Origin of the sequence: Hyphomicrobium sp. D-2, from assembly GCF_029872155.1 — a bacterium.
Taxonomy (GTDB): Bacteria; Pseudomonadota; Alphaproteobacteria; order Rhizobiales; family Hyphomicrobiaceae; genus Hyphomicrobium_A.
On sequence record NZ_JARXLA010000002.1, the window covers coordinates 312,623 to 332,860 of the forward strand.

Here is a 20,238-nt window from a genome sequence, read left to right on the forward strand (position 1 = left end):
CGTTTGAACCTGGATCGGGGGAAGAAGCGCAGAATTGTGGTGTATTTTTGCCACAAAGAATGGAGGTTGCCCGGCTGGCCGCAGCGCCAGATCGCGGAGGGCACGGCTGATCGGCCGCCGACGCTGTTTTTAGCGACGGCGACGGAGCAGCGGCAGGGCTGAGATGAGCGCGAACACCGCGACGGCGGGGCCGATGATGAATGCGGCGCTGGTGGCCGCCTCGACCGAGGCATCGTGGGTGTTGGATGTGGTGGCGAGCACGAGGAAGTAGCCGCCGACGGCGCCGACGAGATAGCCGACGATGAGCGCAATCAGCCCGGTAAGAATTGTTTTCACGTGTTCCCCATCAATTGACCCAATCAAGCGGCGATCTGGTCGCTGGGATCTCAATACACAAAGTACGGCGATCTGCGGGCGCAGCGTGCCTGTCTGATTGCGCGGCGGGAACGGACGTCGACTTCCGCTTGATAGCAAACCCAGAAGCTATTGGCACTGCGGGTGATGGTGGCGCGTTGCGGCTGTGGATTGCAAACGGCGCTTAACCGATAGCACGCAAAACGGCGAAGTTATCCTCAGCGTTACGGTGCTGCGGTATGTTTCAGGTATAACGCGACAGATGCGCCGGCGGCCAATGCCCCGGCGTTTTTTGTTTGCGGATGGAAGAATGATCCGATGGCAAAGCAAGGATGGCAGCCGCTCCGATATGCGCAAACCGAAATTCGATCAGCAGACGCTTCTTCTCATTCAGCGCGATTACGAGGAGGGCAAGCTGGGCCTCGAAGATATCGGAACACGATACGGATGCTCCGGCGCACTCGTGTGCAAGTATGCACGGCAACATGAGTGGCGTCGCAGGCGACAGACAACCGAAGCGCAGAAACGGGCCATGGCGGCGCCAAAGCCACGTAAGCCCGCAACTAAGGTCATCGCGCAACGGCTGTGCAAGGTGATCAACAGAAAGCTCGATCAGATGGAGAAGGACATGGCAAGCGGTGCGTTGAGTTCCGCCGATCTGGAGCGCGATGCCAAAACGGTCGCGTCGATGATCGGCGGCATGCAGAAGGTGGTTCAGGTTCCTGGTGAAGACAAGGTGATGAAGCCCGATGATGCAAACGCCGGAGCCGGAAACGCCGTTGAGGTGGAACGACTTCAGCGCGAGATTATCGAGCGCTTTGAGCAGATCGAGCGCCGCCGGGTATCTGAAAGAGGATCTGGCTGAGTTAGCGGGCACACTGACCGCGGCGCATCTGGAGTTGATCCTCGGCCATTGGCCGCTGTGGGCGCGATCCGATCAGTTGCCACCGGCAGCAACGCAGGGCTGTGGCGACTGGCGGGTGTGGCTCATTCTCGGCGGTCGTGGTGCGGGCAAGACGCGCGCGGGCGCCGAGTGGGTGCGCGCCAAGGCACTGGGCCGCACGCCCGATGGTTCGCCCGCAGCACGGCGCATCGCGCTGGTGGGTGAAACCTACGGCGAGGTTCGCCGCGTGATGGTGGAGGGCGTGTCCGGCATTCTGGATGTGCATACGGCAACGGAGCGGCCGCGGTTCGAGCCATCGAAAGGGCAGATCGTGTGGCCGAACGGCGCGATTGCGCAGGTGTTTTCAGCCGAAGACGCCGACGGCATGCGGGGTCCGCAGTTCGATGCCGCGTGGTGCGATGAAGTTGCCAAGTGGCGCAACGCGGCGGCGGCGTGGGACATGCTGCAGTTTGCGCTGCGGCTTGGCGAGCGACCGCAGATGGTGGCGACGACGACGCCGCGCGCAACGCCATTTCTGAAGGCGCTGATGGCCGATGCATCGACGGTGGTGACGCGCGCCGCAACGCTGGCGAACGCCGACAATCTCGCACCGTCGTTCGTTGAGGAGATGACGCGTCGATATGCGGGCACGGCGCTGGGGCGGCAGGAACTTGATGGCGAGATTGTCGATGACACATCGGGCGCGTTGTGGCGGCGTGACTGGATCAGCATGCACCGGATGGCGGGTGCGCCGGAGCTGACGGAAATTGTGGTGGCGGTCGATCCGCCGGTGACGGCGACGGCGGCATCGGATGCGTGCGGGATCATCGTTGCGGGATTGGGGGAGGATGGGCGAGCCTACGTGCTGGCGGATCGAACGTTGCAGGGACGTGAGCCGCAGGTGTGGGCCCGGGCCGTGGCGGCGGCATATTCGGAATACCTCGCCGATCGCGTCGTTGCGGAGGTGAATCAGGGTGGCGACCTGGTGACGACGGTGCTGCGTCAGATCGATGACAGTCTTGCGGTGCGTACAGTGCGCGCAACGCGGGGCAAGTGGCTGCGGGCCGAGCCGGTGGCGGCGCTGTACGCGGAAGGACGGGTTGTGCATGTCGGCATGTTCAGCGCGCTGGAAGATCAGTTGTGCGCGTTCGGCGCTGATGGGTTGGCGCGCGGGCGCTCACCGGATCGGCTGGACGCTTTGGTGTGGGCATTGACCGACCTGATGATTGCAGGACGGCAGCGGCCGCTGGTGCGCAAGCTGTAAGACGATTGGCTTTTGGGCGTGGCAGCGCGATGCGGCCACGCCATTTATTCTAACTGTGTGAAAAGGAAACGCATGTCGCGCATCCTCGATGCGCTCGGCAGGCTTGTGCTTGTCCGCGCGCCAGTCAACGAGCTGAAGGCCAGCGCGAGCGGACCGCTGGTCGCGTGGGAACCTTTGGGACGGCCGGTGTGGAGCCCGCGCGATTATGCGGCCTTCGCGCGGGAAGGTTTCATGCAGAACGCGATCGTTTATCGGTCGGTGCGCATGGTGGCGGAAGCCGCGGCTTCGGTGCCGCTGTTATTGTATCGCGGCGATGAGGAGATCGAGCGCCATCCGCTGCTCGATCTGATTGCGCAGCCATCGCCCGATCACACGGTGATCGATTTCACCGAAGCCTGGTATGGCTTTCTGCTCGTGTCGGGCAATGCCTATGTCGAGGCCGTGGGCGTGGGCGGCCGGCTGCGCGAACTCTATGTGCTGCGGCCGGATCGCATGAAAGTGGTGCCGGGGCCGAACGGTTGGCCGGAGGCGTTTGAATATTCTGCCAACGGTGCGTCGGTTCGATTTGCGGACGAGGCCGTGCCCGGTGTGCGTCCCATTTTGCATACGCGTCTGTTTCACCCCGACAACGATCATTATGGCATGAGCCCAATCGAGGCGGCGGCATCGGCGATCGACATTCACAATCAGGCGTCGGCCTGGAACAAGGCGCTGCTGGACAATTCGGCGCGGCCATCGGGTGCGCTGGTGTACGCGGCGAACGGCGGCAATCTGACGGAAGCGCAGTTTGGCCGGTTGCGGCGTGAGCTGGAGGAAGCGTTTCAGGGCGCGCGTAACGCCGGGCGGCCGATGCTGCTGGAGGGCGGGCTCGACTGGAAGCCGCTGTCGCTGTCGCCGAAGGAAATGGATTTTATTGCCACCAAGCACGCGGCGGCGCGCGAGATTGCGCTGGCGCTGGGCGTGCCGCCGATGTTGCTGGGCATCCCCGGCGACAACACCTACGCGAATTATCAGGAGGCGCAGCGGGCGTTCTGGCGCGGCACGGTGTTGCCGCTGGTGCAGCGTCTGGCGCGCGGGTTTTCGGCATGGCTGGCACCGGCTTACGGCGGCGGGCTGGAGCTGCGGCCGGATCTCGACCAGGTGGAAGCTCTGCAGTCGGAGCGGGAAGCGTTGTGGGCGCGTATCGAGCGGGCAAGCTTCCTGACGCAGGACGAAAAGCGCGCAGCGGTTGGATATGGTCCGCTTGATGGGAGCGATGCTGCGCCCGCGGATGCTTTGACGTTCGGTGATGGCGAAGCGGAAGCGTTTGACAGCGGCGCATGACGCGCATCGCACCACGATAAACTTTGACGGATAGCAACCGGAGAAACTGAATGCTGGCAATCGCGACTGCCCGGCCGGGTAGCGTGCGCGCGTCCTCATGTTCGCATGAGGTGAAGTTTACGCAGCTCAACTTGAAAAGCGTGGACCCGAACGGGATGTTCGCGGGCTATGCAAGTCTGTTTCATCGCAAGGACATGGCCGGCGACGTGGTGATGCCGGGGGCGTTTGCGGATAGCCTGAAAACGCGTGGCGCGGCTGGCGTGAAGCTGCTGTTTCAGCACGATCCAAATCAGCCGATCGGCGTGTGGACGCAACTGCGCGAGGACGCACGCGGGCTGTATGCCGAAGGGCGCTTGATGCCGGAGGTGACGAAGGCGCGTGAAGTGCATGCGCTGATGCGCGCCGGCGCCATTGATGGATTGTCGATCGGCTTCCGCACAGTGCGCGCGCGGCGCGACCGGGTGAGCGGTGTGCGCCGACTGGAGAAGATCGATCTTTGGGAAATATCGGTGGTGACGTTTCCGCTGCTGCCCGATGCGCGGGTGGCGACGATGAAAGCGCGCGCGTTTGATGGTGCAAGCGCGACCGAACGGGAATTTGAGCGCTGGCTTACGCGGGATGCTGGGCTGACGCGACGGCAGGCACGCGCGCTGATGGGCGGCGGTCTGCCAGGGCTCAAGGCTTTGCGGGATGCGGGCGGCGAGCACGAAGCCGGGAGCGATGGACTGGCCGGGCGAATTCGCGCGGCGGCAGACGCGCTGCTGGCAACACCACAGCAACAGTAACCGAAACAGCAGCAGGACGAGATTTGATGCCGGAACTGGAAAACAAGTCGAACGATGCCGCCGTGGGCGCGGCGTTTGACGATTTCATGCGTGCCTTCGAGGCATTCAAGGAGACCAACGACGATCGCCTGGATCAGCTTGAGCGGCGCTCGGCGGTTGATCCGTTGATCGAGGAAAAGCTGAACCGCATTGACCGCGCGCTGGATGACAACCGCCGCGTGGTGGATGATATGGCGTTGAAGGCGGCGCGGCCGGCGATCGGTGGCGAAGCACCACGCAGCGCAGCGTCGCTGGCGCACCGGTCTGCGTTCGACAGTTACGTGCGTAAGGGCGAAAGCGGCGCGCTGGCAGATCTGGAACGCAAGGCGCTTTCGGTCAGCAGCAATGCGGACGGTGGCTATCTTGTGCCGGTGGAAACCGAACATGCGGTGAACCGCGCGCTGCGTGACATCTCGCCTATTCGCGCCATTGCCAGCGTGCAGCAGGTTTCGGGGTCGGTTTACAAACGGCCGTTTTCAATCTCCGGTCCGGTGACGGGCTGGGCGGCGGAAACGGGCGAGCGCACGCAGACAACGGCGCCGAAGCTCGATGCGCTGTCGTTTCCGACGGCGGAGCTTTACGCGATGCCGGCGGCGACTTCGACGCTGCTGGACGATGTGGCGGTGAACATCGATGAGTGGCTGGCGGAGGAAGTGCGCATTGCGTTCGCCGAGCAGGAAGGCAAGGCGTTTGTGACCGGCAACGGCACCAACAAGCCGAAAGGCTTCCTGGATTATACGACGGTCGCGAATTCCGCCTGGGAGTGGGGCAAGATCGGCGTTGTCGAAACCGGCGTGAGCGGCGCGTTCCCGTCGTCCGATCCGGTCGACAAGCTGATCGACCTCGTCTACGCGCTGAAGGCGGGATATCGCGCCAACGCGCACTTCGTACTGAACCGCTCGACGCAATCGCTCATCCGCAAGATGAAGGACGCCGACGACAATTATCTGTGGCAGCCGTCAGTTAACGCGGGCGAAGCTCCGACGCTGATGGGCTTCCCGGTGGCGGAATCGGAAGACATGCCGAGCATCGCGGCGAACAGCCTGTCGATTGCGTTCGGCGACTTCCGGCGCGGTTATCTGATCGTCGATCGGATCGGTATCCGCGTGCTGCGCGATCCCTATTCCGTCAAGCCATACGTGCTGTTCTATACGACCAAGCGCGTGGGTGGCGGCGTGCAGGACTTCGACGCGATCAAGCTGATGAAGTTCTCAGCCCCCGGCTGAGGTTTTTAGTGGCGGCGTGCGAGCTTTTCGTCTGCGGCGGGCGACTCCCCTTTGGGGAGCCGGCCGCCCGCCGCGAGAAAATGTATCAATCGGCCGCAGCGGCCGCTCTTTTGTTTGCAGTTGCGACGCCGCTGTGCGGAGCCGGCCGCAACTGCATGACTTCTAAAAATAGGACAGCGAATGGCTCTGGTGTTGACCAGTGCGCCCGCTCTGGAGCCGGTGACGGTTTCGGAGGCGAAGGCGCACCTGCGTGTTGATGGAACGGCTGAGGATACTCTGATCGGCAGCCTGATCTTAACCTCGCGTCTGCATATCGAGGCGGCTTTGGGACTGGCGCTGATAACGCAGGGCTGGCGGTTGAAGCTGGATCGCTGGCCGAAAGACGGCGCGGTGGAGCTGCCGTTGGGTCCGGTGCAGGCGGTGACGGACGTACGCGTTCTCGACGGTGCGGGTGTTGCGCAAACGGTGCCACCGGAAAGCTATGTGGCGGATGTTGCCAGCAGCCCGGCGCGGATTGTGCCGCGCGGAGCGTGGCCGGTGCCGGGTCAGCGAACCAACGGGATCGAGATCGATTTCAGCGCGGGCTTTGGGGCTGCCGCTGGCAACGTGCCTGCTCCGGTGCGCCAGGCGTTGCTGCTGCTGGTTGCGCATTGGTATGAGCATCGTGATCCGATCGAAGTCGGTTCGAAGACAACGGCAATTCCTGCGGCGGTTTCAAATCTGCTGATGCCCTATCGCGCGGTGCGGCTGTAATGGCGGAATTTGACATCGGTGATCTACGCACGCGCGCTTCGATAGAAACATCGACGTCAACGGATGACGGCGGCGGCGGCCGCGCAGTGGTGTGGACGAAGCTTGCCGACATATGGGCTTACGTGCGCGCGACGACTGGCTCGGAGAACTTCGCGCACGACAGGCTTTCGGGCTCAGTGAGCCATGAAATCGTGATGCGACATCGCGCAGATGTGACGCCGGGCATGCGCATCATCGTCGGGACGCGCGTGTTTGAAATCCGGGCGGTGTTCGATCCCGATGGCAGGCGCCGATGGACGCGCTGTCTGGCGCAGGAGCGTGACCTGTGAAGCTGGGCGTGAGCGTGCGCCCGTTCGACCGTGCGCGCCTGATGCGTCGCGCAGAGGCGATGGTTCAAGCGGCGGCGTCGCGGGTGAACAGCGGGCGCCAGAATGCAATTATCGGCAACACAGGTGGGGCGGTAAATGGCGAACGCGAATTGGGCACTGCAACAGGCGATGCTGACAGCGCTGACAAGCGATAGCGCACTAGTGGCGCTGCTGGGCGGCGAGCATGTGTGGGACAGCGTGCCGGCGCGGGCGCCGTTTCCCTATGTTGCGTTTGCGGGTGGTACCGAGCGGGACTGGAGCACCGGCACCGACCAGGGCAGTGAGCATGCGGTAGGGTTGCATGTCTGGTCACGCTACGCCGGGCGCAAAGAGGCGCAGGCGCTCATCGCGGCGGTGCGCGACGTGCTGCACGATGCTGAGCTGTCGCTGACCGGTCACACGCTGATCAATCTGCGGCATGAGAGTTCGGAGATCGTGCGGCACAGCGATGGTGAAACGTATCAGGGAATTATGCGCCTGCGCGCAGTGACAGAGCCGCAGTGAGACCTGCGGGGGCTGGGAAACTATGCTTATAAATTGGGCAACGAAGGGCTGATGTGATGGCGGCACAGAAGGGCAAGGATCTGCTGTTGAAGGTGGATTCAGATGGCTTGGGAACATTTACGACGGTCGCCGGGCTGCGTTCGCGCACGATCGCGTTCAACGCGGAATCCGTGGACGTAACGCATGCAGAAAGCGCGGGGCAGTGGCGCGAGCTGCTAGCGGGCGCGGGTGTGAAGTCGGCGCGGGTGACGGGCGCTGGTATCTTCAAGGATGCGTCGTCGGACGAGATTGTGCGCAGCTATGTGTTCAATGGCACGATCCGGAACTGGCAGGTGATCGTGCCGGATTTCGGCAGCATTGAAGGGCCGTTCCATATCGGATCGTTCGAACTGACGGGACGCCATGACGGCGAAGTTGGGTTTGAGATGGCCCTGGAATCTGCCGGGCAGCTGACATTCACCGCTGCGACATAGGCAGGAGCCGTGACGCATTGATCGGCGGCCGCACTCCGGTGCAGAGTTGTGCCCAGGACAATGGGCGCAAGGGGGCACCGGTGAGCACAACGATCGCAATATTCGTGATGGCGGCCATTACCGAAATAGCCGGATGCTTTGCGTTCTGGGCCGTGGTGCGGTTGCAGGCACCGACCGTGTGGCTGGTGCCTGGCGTGGTCAGCCTGCTGGTGTTCGGCTGGCTGCTGACGCAGGTGGATGTCGACTATGCCGGGCGTGCGTATGCCATTTATGGCGGCATCTATATCGCGGCCTCGGTGGTGTGGCTGATGGCGGCCGAGGGCAAGACGCCGGACCGCTTCGATGTGCTGGGTGCTCTGGTTTCTGTCGCCGGGGCTTTGATCATTCTGTTTGCGCCGCGCAGCGCATAACAATCGACAACTGAGATTGCACGGCTGCAACCGACGCGACGCTTCGTGATGGAGCGTTGCGGCGGACGGCCGTGCTGTGGGTTTTTCTGACATCGGGAGATGGTGATGGCGAACGCGCATCGCGGAGAAATAGCGGCTGAGCTGGATGGCAAGGCGTTCAAGCTGGTGCTGACATTGGGCGCGCTGGCGGAACTGGAAGGCGCGTTTGGCGATGACGACATGCTGGCGCTGGCACAGCGCTTCAGCGGCGGGCGATTGTCGGCACGCGATTGCGTACGGATCATTGGCGCTGGGCTACGTGGCGCAGGCTACGAGATCACCGACGATGCGGTGCGCGGGATGCGCGCGGACGGTGGCGCTGGCGGATACGTGGATATCGTGGCGCGGCTGCTGCGCGCGACGTTCGGCGAAGAGAGCGAAGGCCAGCGGGCATCGGCGGCGGAGGACGCAGAACCCGGCCCTTTCCCTGGGACGATGTGATGGCGGCAGGTTTCGGCCTGCTGGGACTGTCACCGCAGACATTGTGGGCGATGACGCCGCGTGAACTGGCGGCGGCGTTGCGCGGCAGGCTGGGTCCGCGCATGTCCGGTCCGCTTTCGCGCAGCGATCTTGCTGGTCTTCTTGAGCGCTATCCCGATCGCACGCGGAGCTGAAACCTTAAAGGCAATACAGGAGCGCAAATGGCTGAGTGGAACGACACCGCTGACACGATGACGGTTACGGTACTGGCCGATACAAGTCAGTTTCAGCAGCAGCTCGCGGATGCGTCGCGCATGGGGCGGCAGTTCGGCAATGCGCTGGGTTCGGCATTCGAAGGCATCGCCGTGAAGGGCAAGGGCGTGAGCGATGTGCTGCGCTCGCTGGCGCTGAACCTGTCGCAGATCGTGCTGAAGGCGGCACTGAAACCGCTGACCAATTCGCTGGGCGGGGCACTGGCGGGATTGTTCAGCGGCGGCGGGCTCGCGTTTGCCAACGGTGGCGTGATTTCGCGCGGGCTGCCGGTGCCGTTTGCGTCTGGTGGTGTGATTGCGAGCCCGACGACGTTTCCGCTTGCTGGCGGGCGCACTGGACTGATGGGCGAACGCGGGGCGGAGGCGATCATGCCGCTGGCGCGTGGGCCCGACGGGCGGTTGGGCGTCGCCGCGCAGGGAATGGGCGGCGGCATGAACGTGACGTTCAACGTGACGGCGCAGGACGCCGACAGCTTCCGCCGCTCGGAGGCGCAGATTGCGGCGATGGTGACGCGCGCCGTGGCGCTGGGTCAGCGCAATATGTGACGGCGCATGACGTGGCGTGAGTTGGGTTTCAATGGCAAGGCAAGCGAGCGATGGCGTTTCATGAAGTGCTTTTTCCCACCGATATTTCGCGCGGCAGCCAGGGCGGACCGGAGCGGCGCACCGATGTGGTGGTGCTTGGGTCGGGCCATGAGGAGCGCAACGCGCGCTGGGCGGATTCGCGCCGCAGCTACAATGCCGGATATGGCGTGAAGTCGCTGGATGATCTCAACGCGGTAATTGCGTTTTTTGAGGAACGGCGCGGGCGGTTACATGGATTTCGCTGGTGCGATCATACCGATGACAGGTCGGGTGCGCCGGGCGCTGATATATCGCCAAACGATCAAGTGCTTGGTAACGGCGATGGCGCGCGAACAACGTTTCAACTTATCAAGACTTATGGATCGATGTTTGCGCCATGGTCACGGGTGATCCGCAAGCCGGTTGCCGGGTCTGTGCGCGTGGCTGTGGATGGCGTGGAGATCGATGCGGAGCATTTCAGCGTCGATACGGCATCCGGCACGGTGACGTTCGACGGCGATCATGTGCCGGGTGATAGTGCTGTGGTGACGGCTGGATTCAGGTTCGATGTGCCGGTGCGTTTTGACACCGACCGGCTGGAAATCAATCTGCAGGGCTTCCGTCACGGCGCCATTCCGCAGATCCCGATTGTCGAGTTGCGGCTTTGACGGCGGCGCGCGTAGCAGGAGTATGCGGATATGAAAACCCTTCCGGCGGATTTGCAGGCGCATCTGCAAACAGGCGCGACGACGTTGTGCTGGTGTTGGCGGCTGACACGCGGCGACGGTGTGAAGATGGGCTTCACCGATCACGATCGTGATTTGGCGTTTGAGGGTGTGACATACGAGGCTGCGGCGGGTTTCTCGGCCAGTGAGATGCGCGACAGCATGGGGTTGAGTGTCGATAATCTGGAGGTGACGAGCGCGCTTTCATCCGATCGGTTGAGCGAGGCGGATCTGGCGGCGGGCCGTTATGACGATGCGCGCGTCGATATATTCCGGGTCAACTGGCAGGCGCCGGAACAGCGGGTGCTGATGCGGTCGGGCAGTTTGGGGGAAGTGCGGCGCGCAGGGTTGAGCTTTACCGCCGAGGTGCGCGGGCTGGCGCATTATCTGCAGCAGCCGAAGGGGCGGCTGTACCAGTTCACCTGCGATGCGGATGTGGGCGACAGGCATTGCGGCGTTGCGCTGAACGATAGCGCTTTTCGCGGCGAGGGCGAAATTGTTGATGTGAGCAGCGCGCGGCTTTTCACCGTCAGCGGGCTTGATGGTTTTGACGATGGCTGGTTTGCGCGTGGCGCGCTGACGTTCACGTCCGGGGCAGCGGAAGGGCAGACCGTCGAGGTCCGGTCACACACGCGTGCCGGCGAGATGGTGCGCATCGAGCTATGGGCACCGGCGCGCGGACCGCTTGTTGCGGGGCAGACGTTTGTCGTGACGGCGGGTTGCGACAAGCATTGTACGACATGTGCAGAGAAATTCGGGAACGCCGCAAATTTCCGTGGCTTTCCGCATATGCCGGGCAACGACTTTCTGACAACGTTCGGGCGACGCGGCGTCTAACCTTCTTCGCGCTCTCAGCCCACAAACGCAAACAGCAATCAATCGGATCGATGCCATGACGGATGCGTCACCTGTGGTGGATGCAGCGGCGATCGTGCGCGCGGCGCGCGGTTGGATTGGTACGCCATACCACCATCAGGCCAGCGTGCGCGGTGTCGGGACGGACTGCCTTGGTCTGGTGCGCGGCGTGTGGCGCGAACTTTATGGCGCGGATGCGGAACGCCCGCCGCCGTATAGCCGCGACTGGGCAGAGGGTGGTGGCGTGGAGACGATGCTTGAGGCGGCGGCCAGGCATATGCAGCCCGTGGCGGCCAGCGAGCGGGCGGCGGGCGACGTGGTTGTTTTTCGTGTGCGGCCGGGCGTAGTGGCGAAGCACGCCGCGATACTTTCAGGACCGATGACGATGATCCACGCGATGGAAGGTGCGCCGGTGTGTGAGGTGCCGCTGTCACGCTGGTGGCTGCGCCGAGTGGCGGGCGTGTTCCGTTTTCCGCGAGAGGATGTCTGATGGCGACACTTGCACTTGCGGCCGCCGGTGCGGCCGTTGGCGGCGCTGTTCTGCCGGGCGGTTTGACGCTGCTCGGTGCGACGATCACCGGCGCAACACTCGGATCGCAATTGGGCGCGGTTGCTGGCTCGGTGATTGATCAGGCGCTGTTGGGTGGTTCTGGTGGCACGCGGCATGTTGAAGGGCCGCGTCTCTCGGAGCTGCACATTACCGCTTCGACGGAGGGCGCGCCTGTGCCGCGCGTTTACGGGCGCGTGCGCCTGGGCGGGCAGGTGATCTGGGCGAGCCCTTTCGAGGAGGAGATCGTTTCATCGTCGAGCGGTGGCGGCTCGGGGAAGGGCCTTGGCGGTGCGTCGGCGCCGACAACGGTAACGACGCAATACCGTTACTATGCGAGCTTTGCCGTGGCGCTGTGTGAAGGCGAAATCGCAGGTGTCGGGCGTGTGTGGGCCGATGGGGTTGAGCTGGATCGCGCGCGGGTGGTGCACCGGGTTTATACCGGCAGCGAGACGCAGGACGCCGACAGCCTGATTGCCGCCTATGAGGGGGCCGACACCGCCCCGGCATATCGCGGCGTTGCGTACGTGGTGTTTGAGCGTCTGGCGCTGGCGCCGTTCGGTAACCGCATGCCGCAGCTTTCGTTTGAGGTCTATCGCACTGTTGATGACTTCAGTGACAGCATTCGAGCGGTGGTGATGATCCCGGGATCGGGTGAGTTCGCCTATTCGCCGACGCCGGTGACGCAACTTGTGGGGCTTTCAACCCAGCAGCCTGAGAACGTGCACTCGCGCCAGGGCGGCACCGACTGGACAGTGTCGCTGGATCAGCTTGAAGAGACGCTGCCGAATGCGAAACATGTGTCGCTGGTGGTGAGCTGGTTCGGCACCGATTTGCGCGCGGGTGAATGTCAGCTTGTGCCGGGCGTGGAGAACCGCGAGAAAATCACAAGTCCTTATGAATGGACGGTGGCGGGCCGCACGCGCGCGAACGCCTACATGGTGAGCCAGCGCAATGGGCGCGCGGCGTATGGCGGCACACCGAGCGACCGTAGCGTGATCGACGCCATTCGCGATTTGAATAGTCGCGGCATCGGGGTGACGCTGAATCCGTTCATTCTGATGGATGTGCCTGCGGGGAATGCTCTGGCCAATCCCTATGGTGGCGGCAGTCAACCGGCTTATCCCTGGCGCGGACGCATTACGGCGCATCCGGCAGCGGGCAGTGTTGCCAGCGTCGACCAAACCGGTGCGGCGGGCGCACAGATTGCAAGCTTTGTCGGCACGGCGCAGGTTGGCCATTTCGCCGTTGTTGGCGACGCCGTTGTGTACAGCGGGCCAAATGAGTGGTCGTTCCGGCGGATGATTTTGCACCATGCGTTTCTGGCCAAAGCGGCCGGTGGCGTTGATGCGTTTCTGCTGTGCAGCGAACTGCGCGGCTTGAGCTGGGTGCGTGATGGCGGGCAAAGCTATCCGTTTGTAGATGCGCTGATTGCGCTGGCCGCAGACGTGAAGACGGTGCTGCCGGATGCCAAGATTGTCTACGCTGCGGATTGGTCGGAATACTTTGGCCATCAGCCCGCAGACGGCACCGGCGACGTGTTTTTCCACCTCGATCCGCTGTGGGCGTCGGATGCGATCGACGCGATTGGCATTGATGTTTACTGGCCGCTGGCGGATTGGCGTGACGGCCGCGAGCATCTCGATCTGATGGCGGGTGTGCGCTCGATTTATGACCACGCGTATTTGAGCGGCAACCTGAGAGCGGGCGAAGGCTTCGACTGGTATTACGCCTCGGCCGAAGATCGCGCGGCGCAGGTGCGCACGCCGATCAGTGATGGCTTGGGCAAGCCGTGGGTCTATCGCTACAAGGATATAAGGTCGTGGTGGCTCAACCGGCATTACAACCGACCGGGCGGCGTTGAAGCGGAGCTGGCGACCGACTGGGTGCCGCAGTCAAAGCCGTTCTGGCTGATGGAGATTGGCTGCCCTGCAATCGACAAGGGTGCCAATCAGCCGAACGTGTTTGTCGATCCGAAAAGCTCCGAAACGGCGCTGCCGCATTTCTCGCTGGGTGCCCGCGACGATTACATGCAGCGGTGTTTTCTGCGCGCGATGATCGAGGGACTTGATCCGGATGCGGGCGGCTATCTTGATGGTGCGAACCCGGTTTCGGCGATCTACGGCGGGCGCATGGTCGATCTGGCGCGCGTCTATGTTTACACGTGGGATGCAAGGCCGCATCCGGCGTTCCCGAACGATACCGATGCGTGGGGCGACGGCGAGAACTGGGGCGTCGGGCACTGGTTGACGGGGCGCTTCGCCAGTGCGCCACTGGCGGATACGGTTGCGCGGCTGCTGGAGGACTACGGCTTTGACGCGCACGATGCACGCGGCCTTTCGGGCACCGTGCCGGGATATCTCATCGACCGCGTGATGGCGGCCCGCGATGCGTTGCAGCCACTGGAGTTGGCGTACTTTTTCGATACGCTTGAAACCGGTGGTGAGATTGTTTTCCGGCATCGCGGCGCGACCGGTGCGGTGATCGATCTGGCGCTCGATGATCTGGTTGAGGCGAAGCCGGAAGCGGCACTGCTGGTGTTGACGCGCGGACAGGAGACCGAGCTTCCGGCATCCGCGAAGCTGCGCTACATCTCGGCTGCGTCGGATTACAGCCAGGCGGTGGCGGAGGCGCGCAGACTGACAGGCGCCAGTGGTCGCGTGAGCCAGGCGGATCTGCCGATCGTGCTGGAGTCGCAGCAGGCGGACGCCATTGCGGAGACGTGGCTGTTTGAAGCCTGGGCGGCGCGTGAGCGTGCGAGTTTCAGTTTGCCTCCGAGCATGCTGGCGCTGGAGCCATCGGATGTGGTGCGCATCGGCGTTGGCGTTGATGCGCGCGCGTTCCGTGTGACGGAGATTGGCGAGCGCGGCGTGCGCGAAGTTGAAGCGCGCAGTGTCGATCCGGAGCTTTATGGCGCGCTTTCCGGGCAGGAGCGGCCGACGCGGCCGGGTGTGCCGGTGGTGGCCGGTTCGCCGCTGGTGGCGTTCATCGATCTGCCGCTGTTGCGCGGTGATGAGCCACCCGCTGCGGGATACGTTGCGGCCAGGCAGACGCCGTGGCCGGGTGGTGTTGCGATTTATGCCTCGCCGGAGACCACCGGCTATGCGCTGAAAGCTTTGGCGAGTGCACCGGCGACGATGGGTGTGACGCTTGATCCGTTGCCGGTGGGGCCGGAGGGGCGTCTCGATCATGCGGCAAGCGTGCGCGTGCAGGTGGAAGGCGAGCCGCTGACATCGGTGACGGCGCTGCAACTGCTGGCCGGGCGTAATTTGGCGGCGATCCGCAACGGCGTTGGCGAATGGGAAGTGTTGCAGTTCATGACTGCGACGCTGGTGGAGCCGGGCGTTTATCAACTCGGCGGTTTGTTGCGCGGTCAAGGCGGGACGGAGTTTGCGATGCGGACAGCGGTGGAGAGTGGCGCGCAGTTCGTGCTTCTCAACTCGTCGGTGGCGCGCATTGATCTGTCAGCTTCGGAAATCCGCGCGCCATATTCGTGGCGCTATGGGCCATCGATCCGGGATATTGGCGATGAGACCTTTCGGACCACGACATACAGTTTTGCGGGACTGGGACTGAAGCCGCTTTCACCGGTGCATGTGCGTGCGCGCCGCGATGATGGCGATGTGCATTTGAACTGGATCCGGCGCACGCGCATTGGCGGCGACAGCTGGGAAGCGCCGGAGGTGCCGCTGGGCGAAGACAGCGAGCGCTACGAAGTTGATGTGCTGGATGGCGGTGTGGTGGTGCGGACGTTAGCGAGCGATGTGCCAGCGGCGATCTATACGGCGGAACAGCAGGCAGCCGATTTTGGTGGCGTGCAAGAGGCGTATCAGGTGCGTGTCTATCAGCTATCCGCGAGTTATGGCCGGGGCACGGGACGCGCTGCGTTGGTGTAACGCGCAACAAATGCAGGCGCTTGTAGTGGCCGTATCAATGCACGCGCGCGGCGGAGATTGAGGTTTTCGACAGTGATTGAACAGCCGCCGTGGTTGGCCGCCGCGTGGGCGGAGCTTGGCCAGCGCGAAGTGCGCGGGAGTGCGGATAACGCCCGCATTCGCGCATTTTTCCGTGAGGTCGGGCATCCCGCGATCCTGCACGACGAAGTGGCGTGGTGTGCGGCGTTTGTGGGCGCGTGCCTGGAGCGGGGAGGCTTGGCGTCAACGCGTTCGCTGATGGCGCGCTCGTACCTGCGTTGGGGCGAGGCGTTGTCCGATAGCCGTATTGGCGCTGTTGCGGTGCTCAGTCGCGGGAGCGATCCGGCGGCGGGACATGTTGGCTTTCTGATGGGTGAAACGCCGACGCATGTTGTGCTGCTGGGGGGCAATCAGGGCGATGCTGTGAGCGTGGCCGCTTATCCGAAAACGCGATTGCTCGGGCTGCGATGGCCATCGGCGGTATCGGGTAATGCGGGGAGCAAAGAGGCCGGCACGCGCGCGGCGGGCGACGCGCTGTTCGATGAGGCGCTGGCGCACGTGCTGGAGATGGAAGGTGGCTACACCGACGACCCGCATGATCCCGGTGGGCCGACCAACAGGGGCATAACGCTGGCGACCTATGCCGCGTGGCAGGGCGTGCAACTGAATGCGGCGACGCGGCTGGGGTTGAAGGCTGAGTTGCGCCGGATCGGTGCGGATGCTGTGCGCGACATCTATTTCGCACGCTACTGGCGTCCGGCCCATTGCAACGAGATGGCGTCGGCGCTGGCGCTTTTCCATTTTGATGCTGCGGTGAACCACGGCGTGACCGGCGCGATGCGTCTTTTGCAACGCGCGGTCGGGACGGATGTGGATGGCGAGATCGGCCCCAATACCCGGGCAGCGATTGGACGGCTGTCGGTTGAGCAGTGCCTTGAGCGCTACGCCGAGGTGCGCCGCGCGCGGTATCGCGCGCTGCCGCATTTCTGGCGCTTCGGCCGCGGGTGGCTGCGCCGTGTGGATACGACGCTGACGCGTGCGCGGCAGGTTGTGCGCGCTGGAACGGTAGCGCAGCAGACAACGGATCAGGTGCAGGAGAAAGGGACGTCGAGCATGAATGAAAGTGTGCGCACGCAGAAACAGTCGGGGGCGGTACTGCAGCAGGAAAGCACGACGAAATGGTGGGGGCAGTCGATCACCATCTGGGGTGCGATGATTACAGCGCTATCGACCGTGCTGCCTGCGATCGGCCCCGCATTCGGTGTCGATATTACGGGCGATCTGGTGCGCGAGGCGGGCGAAGGCATTGTGCAGACGGTGCAGGCGGTGGGCGGCCTCATCGGCACGCTGATGACGATCTATGGGCGGATGCGTGCGTCGACCGGACTTACGCAGCGCAGCGTGCAGATGAAACTCTGATGTGACGGAAGCGCTGCATGCTCGCATGTTGTGCTTAGCCATTCATGGCGGGTTCAGCGGCGGCGGAATATCCGATGTGCAGGCCATTCATCTTAATTGTTCAAATCATGATTGTAATGCGCATCGCTATTTCGTCGCTGCTGCTCGCTGTCGTCGCGCAATCAGCGACCGCAACTGAGTGCTATCCGGATTGGTCGGACGCTGCTCCGATCGTGCATCGGGAAAAACTGGCGACGGTCGAGGCGTTGTCAGCGGGAGCCGCCGCGCATATGCCGGGCGATATTGTGCGGACGACGCTTTGTGTCGAGAACGGCATATTCGTATATCGACTGTTGGTGCGCGAAGCCGGGGGCAGGCTGGTGAACCACACCGTGGATGCGCGACAACCATTTGCGCGCTGAATAGTTCGCTTCCGTATCGCGGCTGGATTATGATCACGCTGATTGGCTGATCATGTCGCGGAACGGGAGAAGCGAATGTCGTACGTCGATGGGTTTGTGCTGGCAGTGCCGGAAGAAAATCTGGCGGAGTATCGCAAGATTGCGCGCAAGGCTGGCAAGATCTGGCTGGAACACGGCGCGCTGGAATTTCGCGAGTGTGTGGCCGATGATGTGAAGCCGGGCAAGCAGACGTCGTTTCCGCAGAGCGTGAAGCTGAAGCCGGGCGAGGTCGTGGTGTTTTCCTATATCGTCTACAAGAACCGCGCGCAGCGTGACCGGGTGAATGCCAAGGTGATGGCCGATCCGCGTCTGAATACGATGATGGAAGGCAAGGATATGCCGTTTGATGGCAAGCGCATGATCTATGGCGGATTTAAGACGCTGGTAGCGCTGGCCTAGGATCTGCTTGCCTGAATACCGGATTTGCACCCTGCGTGTGCGGGATGCGGCGTGCCATTGAGGCCGTCGGCCGGGGCCGCGCTGCGCACTAGGCTGAATCGCCCACTACCGTTATAGTCCCCGCCGAATTTGAGGTTTTGGACGGGGGAGCCTGTGCGCGTCCTGGTAGTTGAGGATGACAAGGATCTGAACCGGCAGCTCGTGTCGGCGCTGGGCGATGCGGGATATGCCGTTGATACGGCGTTCGACGGCGAGGAGGGCTACTTCCTCGGCGATACCGAGCCGTATGACATCGTCATCCTCGATATCGGTCTGCCGAAGATGGATGGCATTTCGATTCTCGAGCAGTGGCGCCGTTCCGATCGCAAGATGCCGGTGATCCTGCTGACGGCCCGTGACCGCTGGAGCGACAAGGTTCAGGGCATGGATGCGGGCGCCGATGATTACGTCGCCAAACCGTTCCATATGGAAGAGCTGCTGGCGCGCGTGCGGGCACAGGTGCGGCGCGCATCAGGCCATGCCAAGAGTGAAATCGAATGTGGGCCGTTGCGGCTGGACACCAAGTCGGCGCGCGTTACCTGCAATGGTCAGCAAATCAAGCTGACGTCGCACGAGTATCGGCTGTTGGCCTACATGATGCACCACAATGGTCGCGTGGTTTCGCGCACCGAGCTGGTTGAGCATCTGTATGAGCAGGACTTCGATCGCGATTCAAATACCATCGAAGTGTTCATCGGGCGGTTGCGCAAAAAGATCCCGGTGGATGTGATCGAGACTGTGCGTGGCCTGGGGTATCGCCTGAGCGAAAATCCGGCTCCGACAGCCTGATGACATTGCCTCGCCCGCAAGTGGAGCTGTGAGGGAATGCGGTTTAATTCGCTGGCATTCCGTCTTTTCGCGACCGCGGCAGCCTGGACGCTGCTGGTGCTGCCGATTGCTGGTTTCATCATCTATCAGCTCTATCGCGATGACGTGCAGGCCAGCTTCGACGGCCAGCTTCTGAAGCTGGTCAATGCGATTACGGTCGACAGCATGGGCAGCGCGGCTCAGGAGGCGCATCCGCTGCCGCCGAGCAATCTTTATGAGCCGCTGTTTGAGGTGACGCATTCGGGTTGGTACTGGCAGATCACGCCATTGCAGCCAGCCAGCGGCCGCAAGCTGGTTTCGCCATCGCTGGCGACCTGGACTTTGCCGTCGCCGGCCGCAAAATCGGTTGTGCCGGATCTTTCCGGTGCGCGCTGGCTGAATGCAAAGGGACCGAAGGGTGAGCCGCTGCGGCTGGTGGAGGTGATTGACTCGCTGGGCCATGAGCCGGGCAAGCCGCGCTATTCGATTGTTGTGGCCGGGCCGCAGGATTGGCTGGATCACCTCGTTTCGAATTTCCGCTATCGACTGACGACGGCGCTCGCACTGGCGGGGCTGGGGCTGGTGGCAGTGACGCTGTTTCAGGTGCGCTTTGGCCTGCTGCCTCTGCGCCAGATTGAAGGCGGTCTGGCGGCGATCCGATCGGGGGCGGCTTCGACGCTGGACGGCGATCTACCCGCCGAAATCGAGCCACTGCAGTCGGAGCTGAATGCGCTGATCCGCTCCAATCAGGCGATAGTGGATCGGGCCCGCACCCAGGTGGGCAATCTGGCCCACGCACTGAAGACGCCACTGGCGGTGATCGCGAACGAAGCGCGTACCGATAAGACCGGCCTCGGAGACAAGGTCGTCGAGCAGGCCGAAATCATGAAGGACTCGGTCACGCGCTATCTCGACCGGGCCCGCATGGCGGCGCGGGCGGGTGTGATCGGGCGCGTTACGCCTGTGGGGCCGGTGGTGGAGCCGCTGGTGCGGGTGCTGCAGAAAATCCATCAGGACAAGGGGGTTGTCATCACCGTTGATTGCCCGCCCGACGCGCGTTTTTCGGGCGAGAAGCAGGATCTGGAGGAAATGCTCGGGAACCTGCTGGATAATGCCTGCAAGTGGTCACAGCGCGAGGTGGTGTTGAAGGTGGAGGTGCCTGCAACGACCAGCAGAGCCAAAAACCGGCGGCTGCTGATTACGGTGGCGGACGATGGGCCGGGACTGAACGAAGAGGAGCGCAAGCGGATCGGTAAGCGCGGGTTGCGGCTGGATGAGACCAAGCCGGGATCGGGACTAGGCCTTTCGATCGTGCTGGAGCTTGCCAACTCCTATGGCGGTTCCTGCGAACTGGCGCGTGCTTCGCAGGGTGGTTTGCAGGTCCGCCTGAACCTGCCAGCGGCTTAGCCGCGGACG

23 protein-coding genes are annotated in these 20,238 nt (G+C 63.2%); 22 read left to right on the top strand and 1 reads right to left on the bottom strand.

Annotated features, from left to right (window positions below):
* Positions 1–129: 129 nt before the first annotated feature.
* A complete protein-coding gene (locus QEZ49_RS03270) occupies positions 130–336 on the bottom strand; it encodes a hypothetical protein (RefSeq protein ID WP_280384190.1) in 207 nt (68 codons plus the stop codon).
* A gap of 328 nt (positions 337–664) precedes the next feature.
* On the opposite strand from QEZ49_RS03270, the gene QEZ49_RS03275 reads away from it, so the two are divergent.
* The 22 genes from QEZ49_RS03275 (at position 665) to QEZ49_RS03380 (ending at position 20,229) form a co-directional block, all read left to right on the top strand.
* The gene (locus QEZ49_RS03275; RefSeq protein ID WP_280384192.1) at positions 665–1,219 is read left to right on the top strand and encodes a hypothetical protein; all 555 of its coding nucleotides are present in this window, start codon (positions 665–667) and stop codon (positions 1,217–1,219) included.
* Positions 1,173–2,501 carry a terminase family protein gene (locus QEZ49_RS03280; protein WP_280384194.1) on the top strand — a complete coding sequence of 443 codons (1,329 nt, stop codon included), beginning with the start codon at positions 1,173–1,175 and terminating at the stop codon, positions 2,499–2,501. The genes QEZ49_RS03275 and QEZ49_RS03280 overlap by 47 nt, the downstream gene beginning before the upstream one ends.
* A gap of 72 nt (positions 2,502–2,573) precedes the next feature.
* On the top strand, positions 2,574–3,824 hold the full coding sequence (locus QEZ49_RS03285; RefSeq protein WP_280384195.1) for a phage portal protein: 1,251 nt from the start codon (positions 2,574–2,576) through the stop codon (positions 3,822–3,824).
* 50 nt (positions 3,825–3,874) lie between these two features.
* Positions 3,875–4,609, top strand: coding sequence for an HK97 family phage prohead protease (locus QEZ49_RS03290; protein WP_280384197.1), 735 nt, complete (start codon positions 3,875–3,877; stop codon positions 4,607–4,609).
* 26 nt (positions 4,610–4,635) lie between these two features.
* A complete protein-coding gene (locus QEZ49_RS03295) occupies positions 4,636–5,874 on the top strand; it encodes a phage major capsid protein (RefSeq protein ID WP_280384199.1) in 1,239 nt (412 codons plus the stop codon).
* Positions 5,875–6,054: 180 nt separating this feature from the next.
* On the top strand, positions 6,055–6,627 hold the full coding sequence (locus QEZ49_RS03300; protein WP_280384201.1) for a head-tail connector protein: 573 nt from the start codon (positions 6,055–6,057) through the stop codon (positions 6,625–6,627).
* Entirely contained in the window at positions 6,627–6,956 is a 330-nt protein-coding gene (locus QEZ49_RS03305; protein WP_280384203.1) for a phage head closure protein, read from the top strand. Before QEZ49_RS03300 ends, QEZ49_RS03305 begins: the two co-directional genes overlap by 1 nt.
* Positions 6,957–7,091: 135 nt before the next feature.
* Positions 7,092–7,499 (top strand): DUF3168 domain-containing protein, encoded by a 408-nt coding sequence (locus QEZ49_RS03310; RefSeq protein WP_280384204.1) that lies wholly within the window; start codon positions 7,092–7,094, stop codon positions 7,497–7,499.
* Between the two features lie 56 nt (positions 7,500–7,555).
* Entirely contained in the window at positions 7,556–7,972 is a 417-nt protein-coding gene (locus tag QEZ49_RS03315) for a phage major tail protein, TP901-1 family (protein WP_068461640.1), read from the top strand.
* Positions 7,973–8,052: 80 nt separating this feature from the next.
* Positions 8,053–8,382 (top strand): YnfA family protein, encoded by a 330-nt coding sequence (locus QEZ49_RS03320; protein ID WP_280384209.1) that lies wholly within the window; start codon positions 8,053–8,055, stop codon positions 8,380–8,382.
* Between the two features lie 105 nt (positions 8,383–8,487).
* The gene (locus QEZ49_RS03325; protein WP_173953577.1) at positions 8,488–8,862 is read left to right on the top strand and encodes a gene transfer agent family protein; all 375 of its coding nucleotides are present in this window, start codon (positions 8,488–8,490) and stop codon (positions 8,860–8,862) included.
* The gene (locus QEZ49_RS03330; protein WP_280384211.1) at positions 8,862–9,035 is read left to right on the top strand and encodes a phage tail assembly chaperone; all 174 of its coding nucleotides are present in this window, start codon (positions 8,862–8,864) and stop codon (positions 9,033–9,035) included. Before QEZ49_RS03325 ends, QEZ49_RS03330 begins: the two co-directional genes overlap by 1 nt.
* A gap of 27 nt (positions 9,036–9,062) precedes the next feature.
* Complete coding sequence (locus QEZ49_RS03335) at positions 9,063–9,659, top strand: phage tail tape measure protein (RefSeq protein WP_280384213.1); 597 nt, start codon at positions 9,063–9,065, stop codon at positions 9,657–9,659.
* A 50-nt stretch (positions 9,660–9,709) separates the two neighbouring features.
* Positions 9,710–10,345 (top strand): DUF2460 domain-containing protein, encoded by a 636-nt coding sequence (locus tag QEZ49_RS03340; RefSeq protein ID WP_280384214.1) that lies wholly within the window; start codon positions 9,710–9,712, stop codon positions 10,343–10,345.
* A 30-nt stretch (positions 10,346–10,375) separates the two neighbouring features.
* Positions 10,376–11,239, top strand: a complete 864-nt coding sequence (locus QEZ49_RS03345) for a DUF2163 domain-containing protein (protein WP_280384216.1) — start codon at positions 10,376–10,378, stop codon at positions 11,237–11,239.
* A 55-nt stretch (positions 11,240–11,294) separates the two neighbouring features.
* Positions 11,295–11,747, top strand: a complete 453-nt coding sequence (locus tag QEZ49_RS03350; protein ID WP_280384218.1) for an NlpC/P60 family protein — start codon at positions 11,295–11,297, stop codon at positions 11,745–11,747.
* A complete protein-coding gene (locus QEZ49_RS03355) occupies positions 11,747–15,700 on the top strand; it encodes a glycoside hydrolase TIM-barrel-like domain-containing protein (RefSeq protein ID WP_280384220.1) in 3,954 nt (1,317 codons plus the stop codon). Before QEZ49_RS03350 ends, QEZ49_RS03355 begins: the two co-directional genes overlap by 1 nt.
* 72 nt (positions 15,701–15,772) lie before the next feature.
* Positions 15,773–17,137 (top strand): TIGR02594 family protein, encoded by a 1,365-nt coding sequence (locus QEZ49_RS03360; protein WP_280384222.1) that lies wholly within the window; start codon positions 15,773–15,775, stop codon positions 17,135–17,137.
* A 116-nt stretch (positions 17,138–17,253) separates the two neighbouring features.
* Positions 17,254–17,538 carry a hypothetical protein gene (locus tag QEZ49_RS03365; protein ID WP_280384224.1) on the top strand — a complete coding sequence of 95 codons (285 nt, stop codon included), beginning with the start codon at positions 17,254–17,256 and terminating at the stop codon, positions 17,536–17,538.
* Positions 17,539–17,613: 75 nt separating this feature from the next.
* A complete protein-coding gene (locus tag QEZ49_RS03370; protein ID WP_280384226.1) occupies positions 17,614–17,976 on the top strand; it encodes a DUF1428 domain-containing protein in 363 nt (120 codons plus the stop codon).
* 153 nt (positions 17,977–18,129) lie between these two features.
* Entirely contained in the window at positions 18,130–18,804 is a 675-nt protein-coding gene (locus QEZ49_RS03375) for a response regulator transcription factor (RefSeq protein ID WP_068461655.1), read from the top strand.
* A 36-nt stretch (positions 18,805–18,840) separates the two neighbouring features.
* The gene (locus QEZ49_RS03380; protein WP_280384229.1) at positions 18,841–20,229 is read left to right on the top strand and encodes an ATP-binding protein; all 1,389 of its coding nucleotides are present in this window, start codon (positions 18,841–18,843) and stop codon (positions 20,227–20,229) included.
* Positions 20,230–20,238: the final 9 nt, after the last annotated feature.

Coding starts and splice junctions, on each gene's coding strand:
- QEZ49_RS03275 (WP_280384192.1), top strand. CDS start 665: ATGATCCGATGGCAAAGCAAGGATGGCAGCCGCTCCGATATGCGCAAA.
- QEZ49_RS03285 (WP_280384195.1), top strand. CDS start 2,574: ATGTCGCGCATCCTCGATGCGCTCGGCAGGCTTGTGCTTGTCCGCGCG.
- QEZ49_RS03290 (WP_280384197.1), top strand. CDS start 3,875: ATGCTGGCAATCGCGACTGCCCGGCCGGGTAGCGTGCGCGCGTCCTCA.
- QEZ49_RS03295 (WP_280384199.1), top strand. CDS start 4,636: ATGCCGGAACTGGAAAACAAGTCGAACGATGCCGCCGTGGGCGCGGCG.
- QEZ49_RS03300 (WP_280384201.1), top strand. CDS start 6,055: ATGGCTCTGGTGTTGACCAGTGCGCCCGCTCTGGAGCCGGTGACGGTT.
- QEZ49_RS03305 (WP_280384203.1), top strand. CDS start 6,627: ATGGCGGAATTTGACATCGGTGATCTACGCACGCGCGCTTCGATAGAA.
- QEZ49_RS03310 (WP_280384204.1), top strand. CDS start 7,092: ATGGCGAACGCGAATTGGGCACTGCAACAGGCGATGCTGACAGCGCTG.
- QEZ49_RS03315 (WP_068461640.1), top strand. CDS start 7,556: ATGGCGGCACAGAAGGGCAAGGATCTGCTGTTGAAGGTGGATTCAGAT.
- QEZ49_RS03325 (WP_173953577.1), top strand. CDS start 8,488: ATGGCGAACGCGCATCGCGGAGAAATAGCGGCTGAGCTGGATGGCAAG.
- QEZ49_RS03330 (WP_280384211.1), top strand. CDS start 8,862: ATGGCGGCAGGTTTCGGCCTGCTGGGACTGTCACCGCAGACATTGTGG.
- QEZ49_RS03335 (WP_280384213.1), top strand. CDS start 9,063: ATGGCTGAGTGGAACGACACCGCTGACACGATGACGGTTACGGTACTG.
- QEZ49_RS03340 (WP_280384214.1), top strand. CDS start 9,710: ATGGCGTTTCATGAAGTGCTTTTTCCCACCGATATTTCGCGCGGCAGC.
- QEZ49_RS03345 (WP_280384216.1), top strand. CDS start 10,376: ATGAAAACCCTTCCGGCGGATTTGCAGGCGCATCTGCAAACAGGCGCG.
- QEZ49_RS03350 (WP_280384218.1), top strand. CDS start 11,295: ATGACGGATGCGTCACCTGTGGTGGATGCAGCGGCGATCGTGCGCGCG.
- QEZ49_RS03355 (WP_280384220.1), top strand. CDS start 11,747: ATGGCGACACTTGCACTTGCGGCCGCCGGTGCGGCCGTTGGCGGCGCT.
- QEZ49_RS03365 (WP_280384224.1), top strand. CDS start 17,254: ATGCGCATCGCTATTTCGTCGCTGCTGCTCGCTGTCGTCGCGCAATCA.
- QEZ49_RS03370 (WP_280384226.1), top strand. CDS start 17,614: ATGTCGTACGTCGATGGGTTTGTGCTGGCAGTGCCGGAAGAAAATCTG.
- QEZ49_RS03380 (WP_280384229.1), top strand. CDS start 18,841: ATGCGGTTTAATTCGCTGGCATTCCGTCTTTTCGCGACCGCGGCAGCC.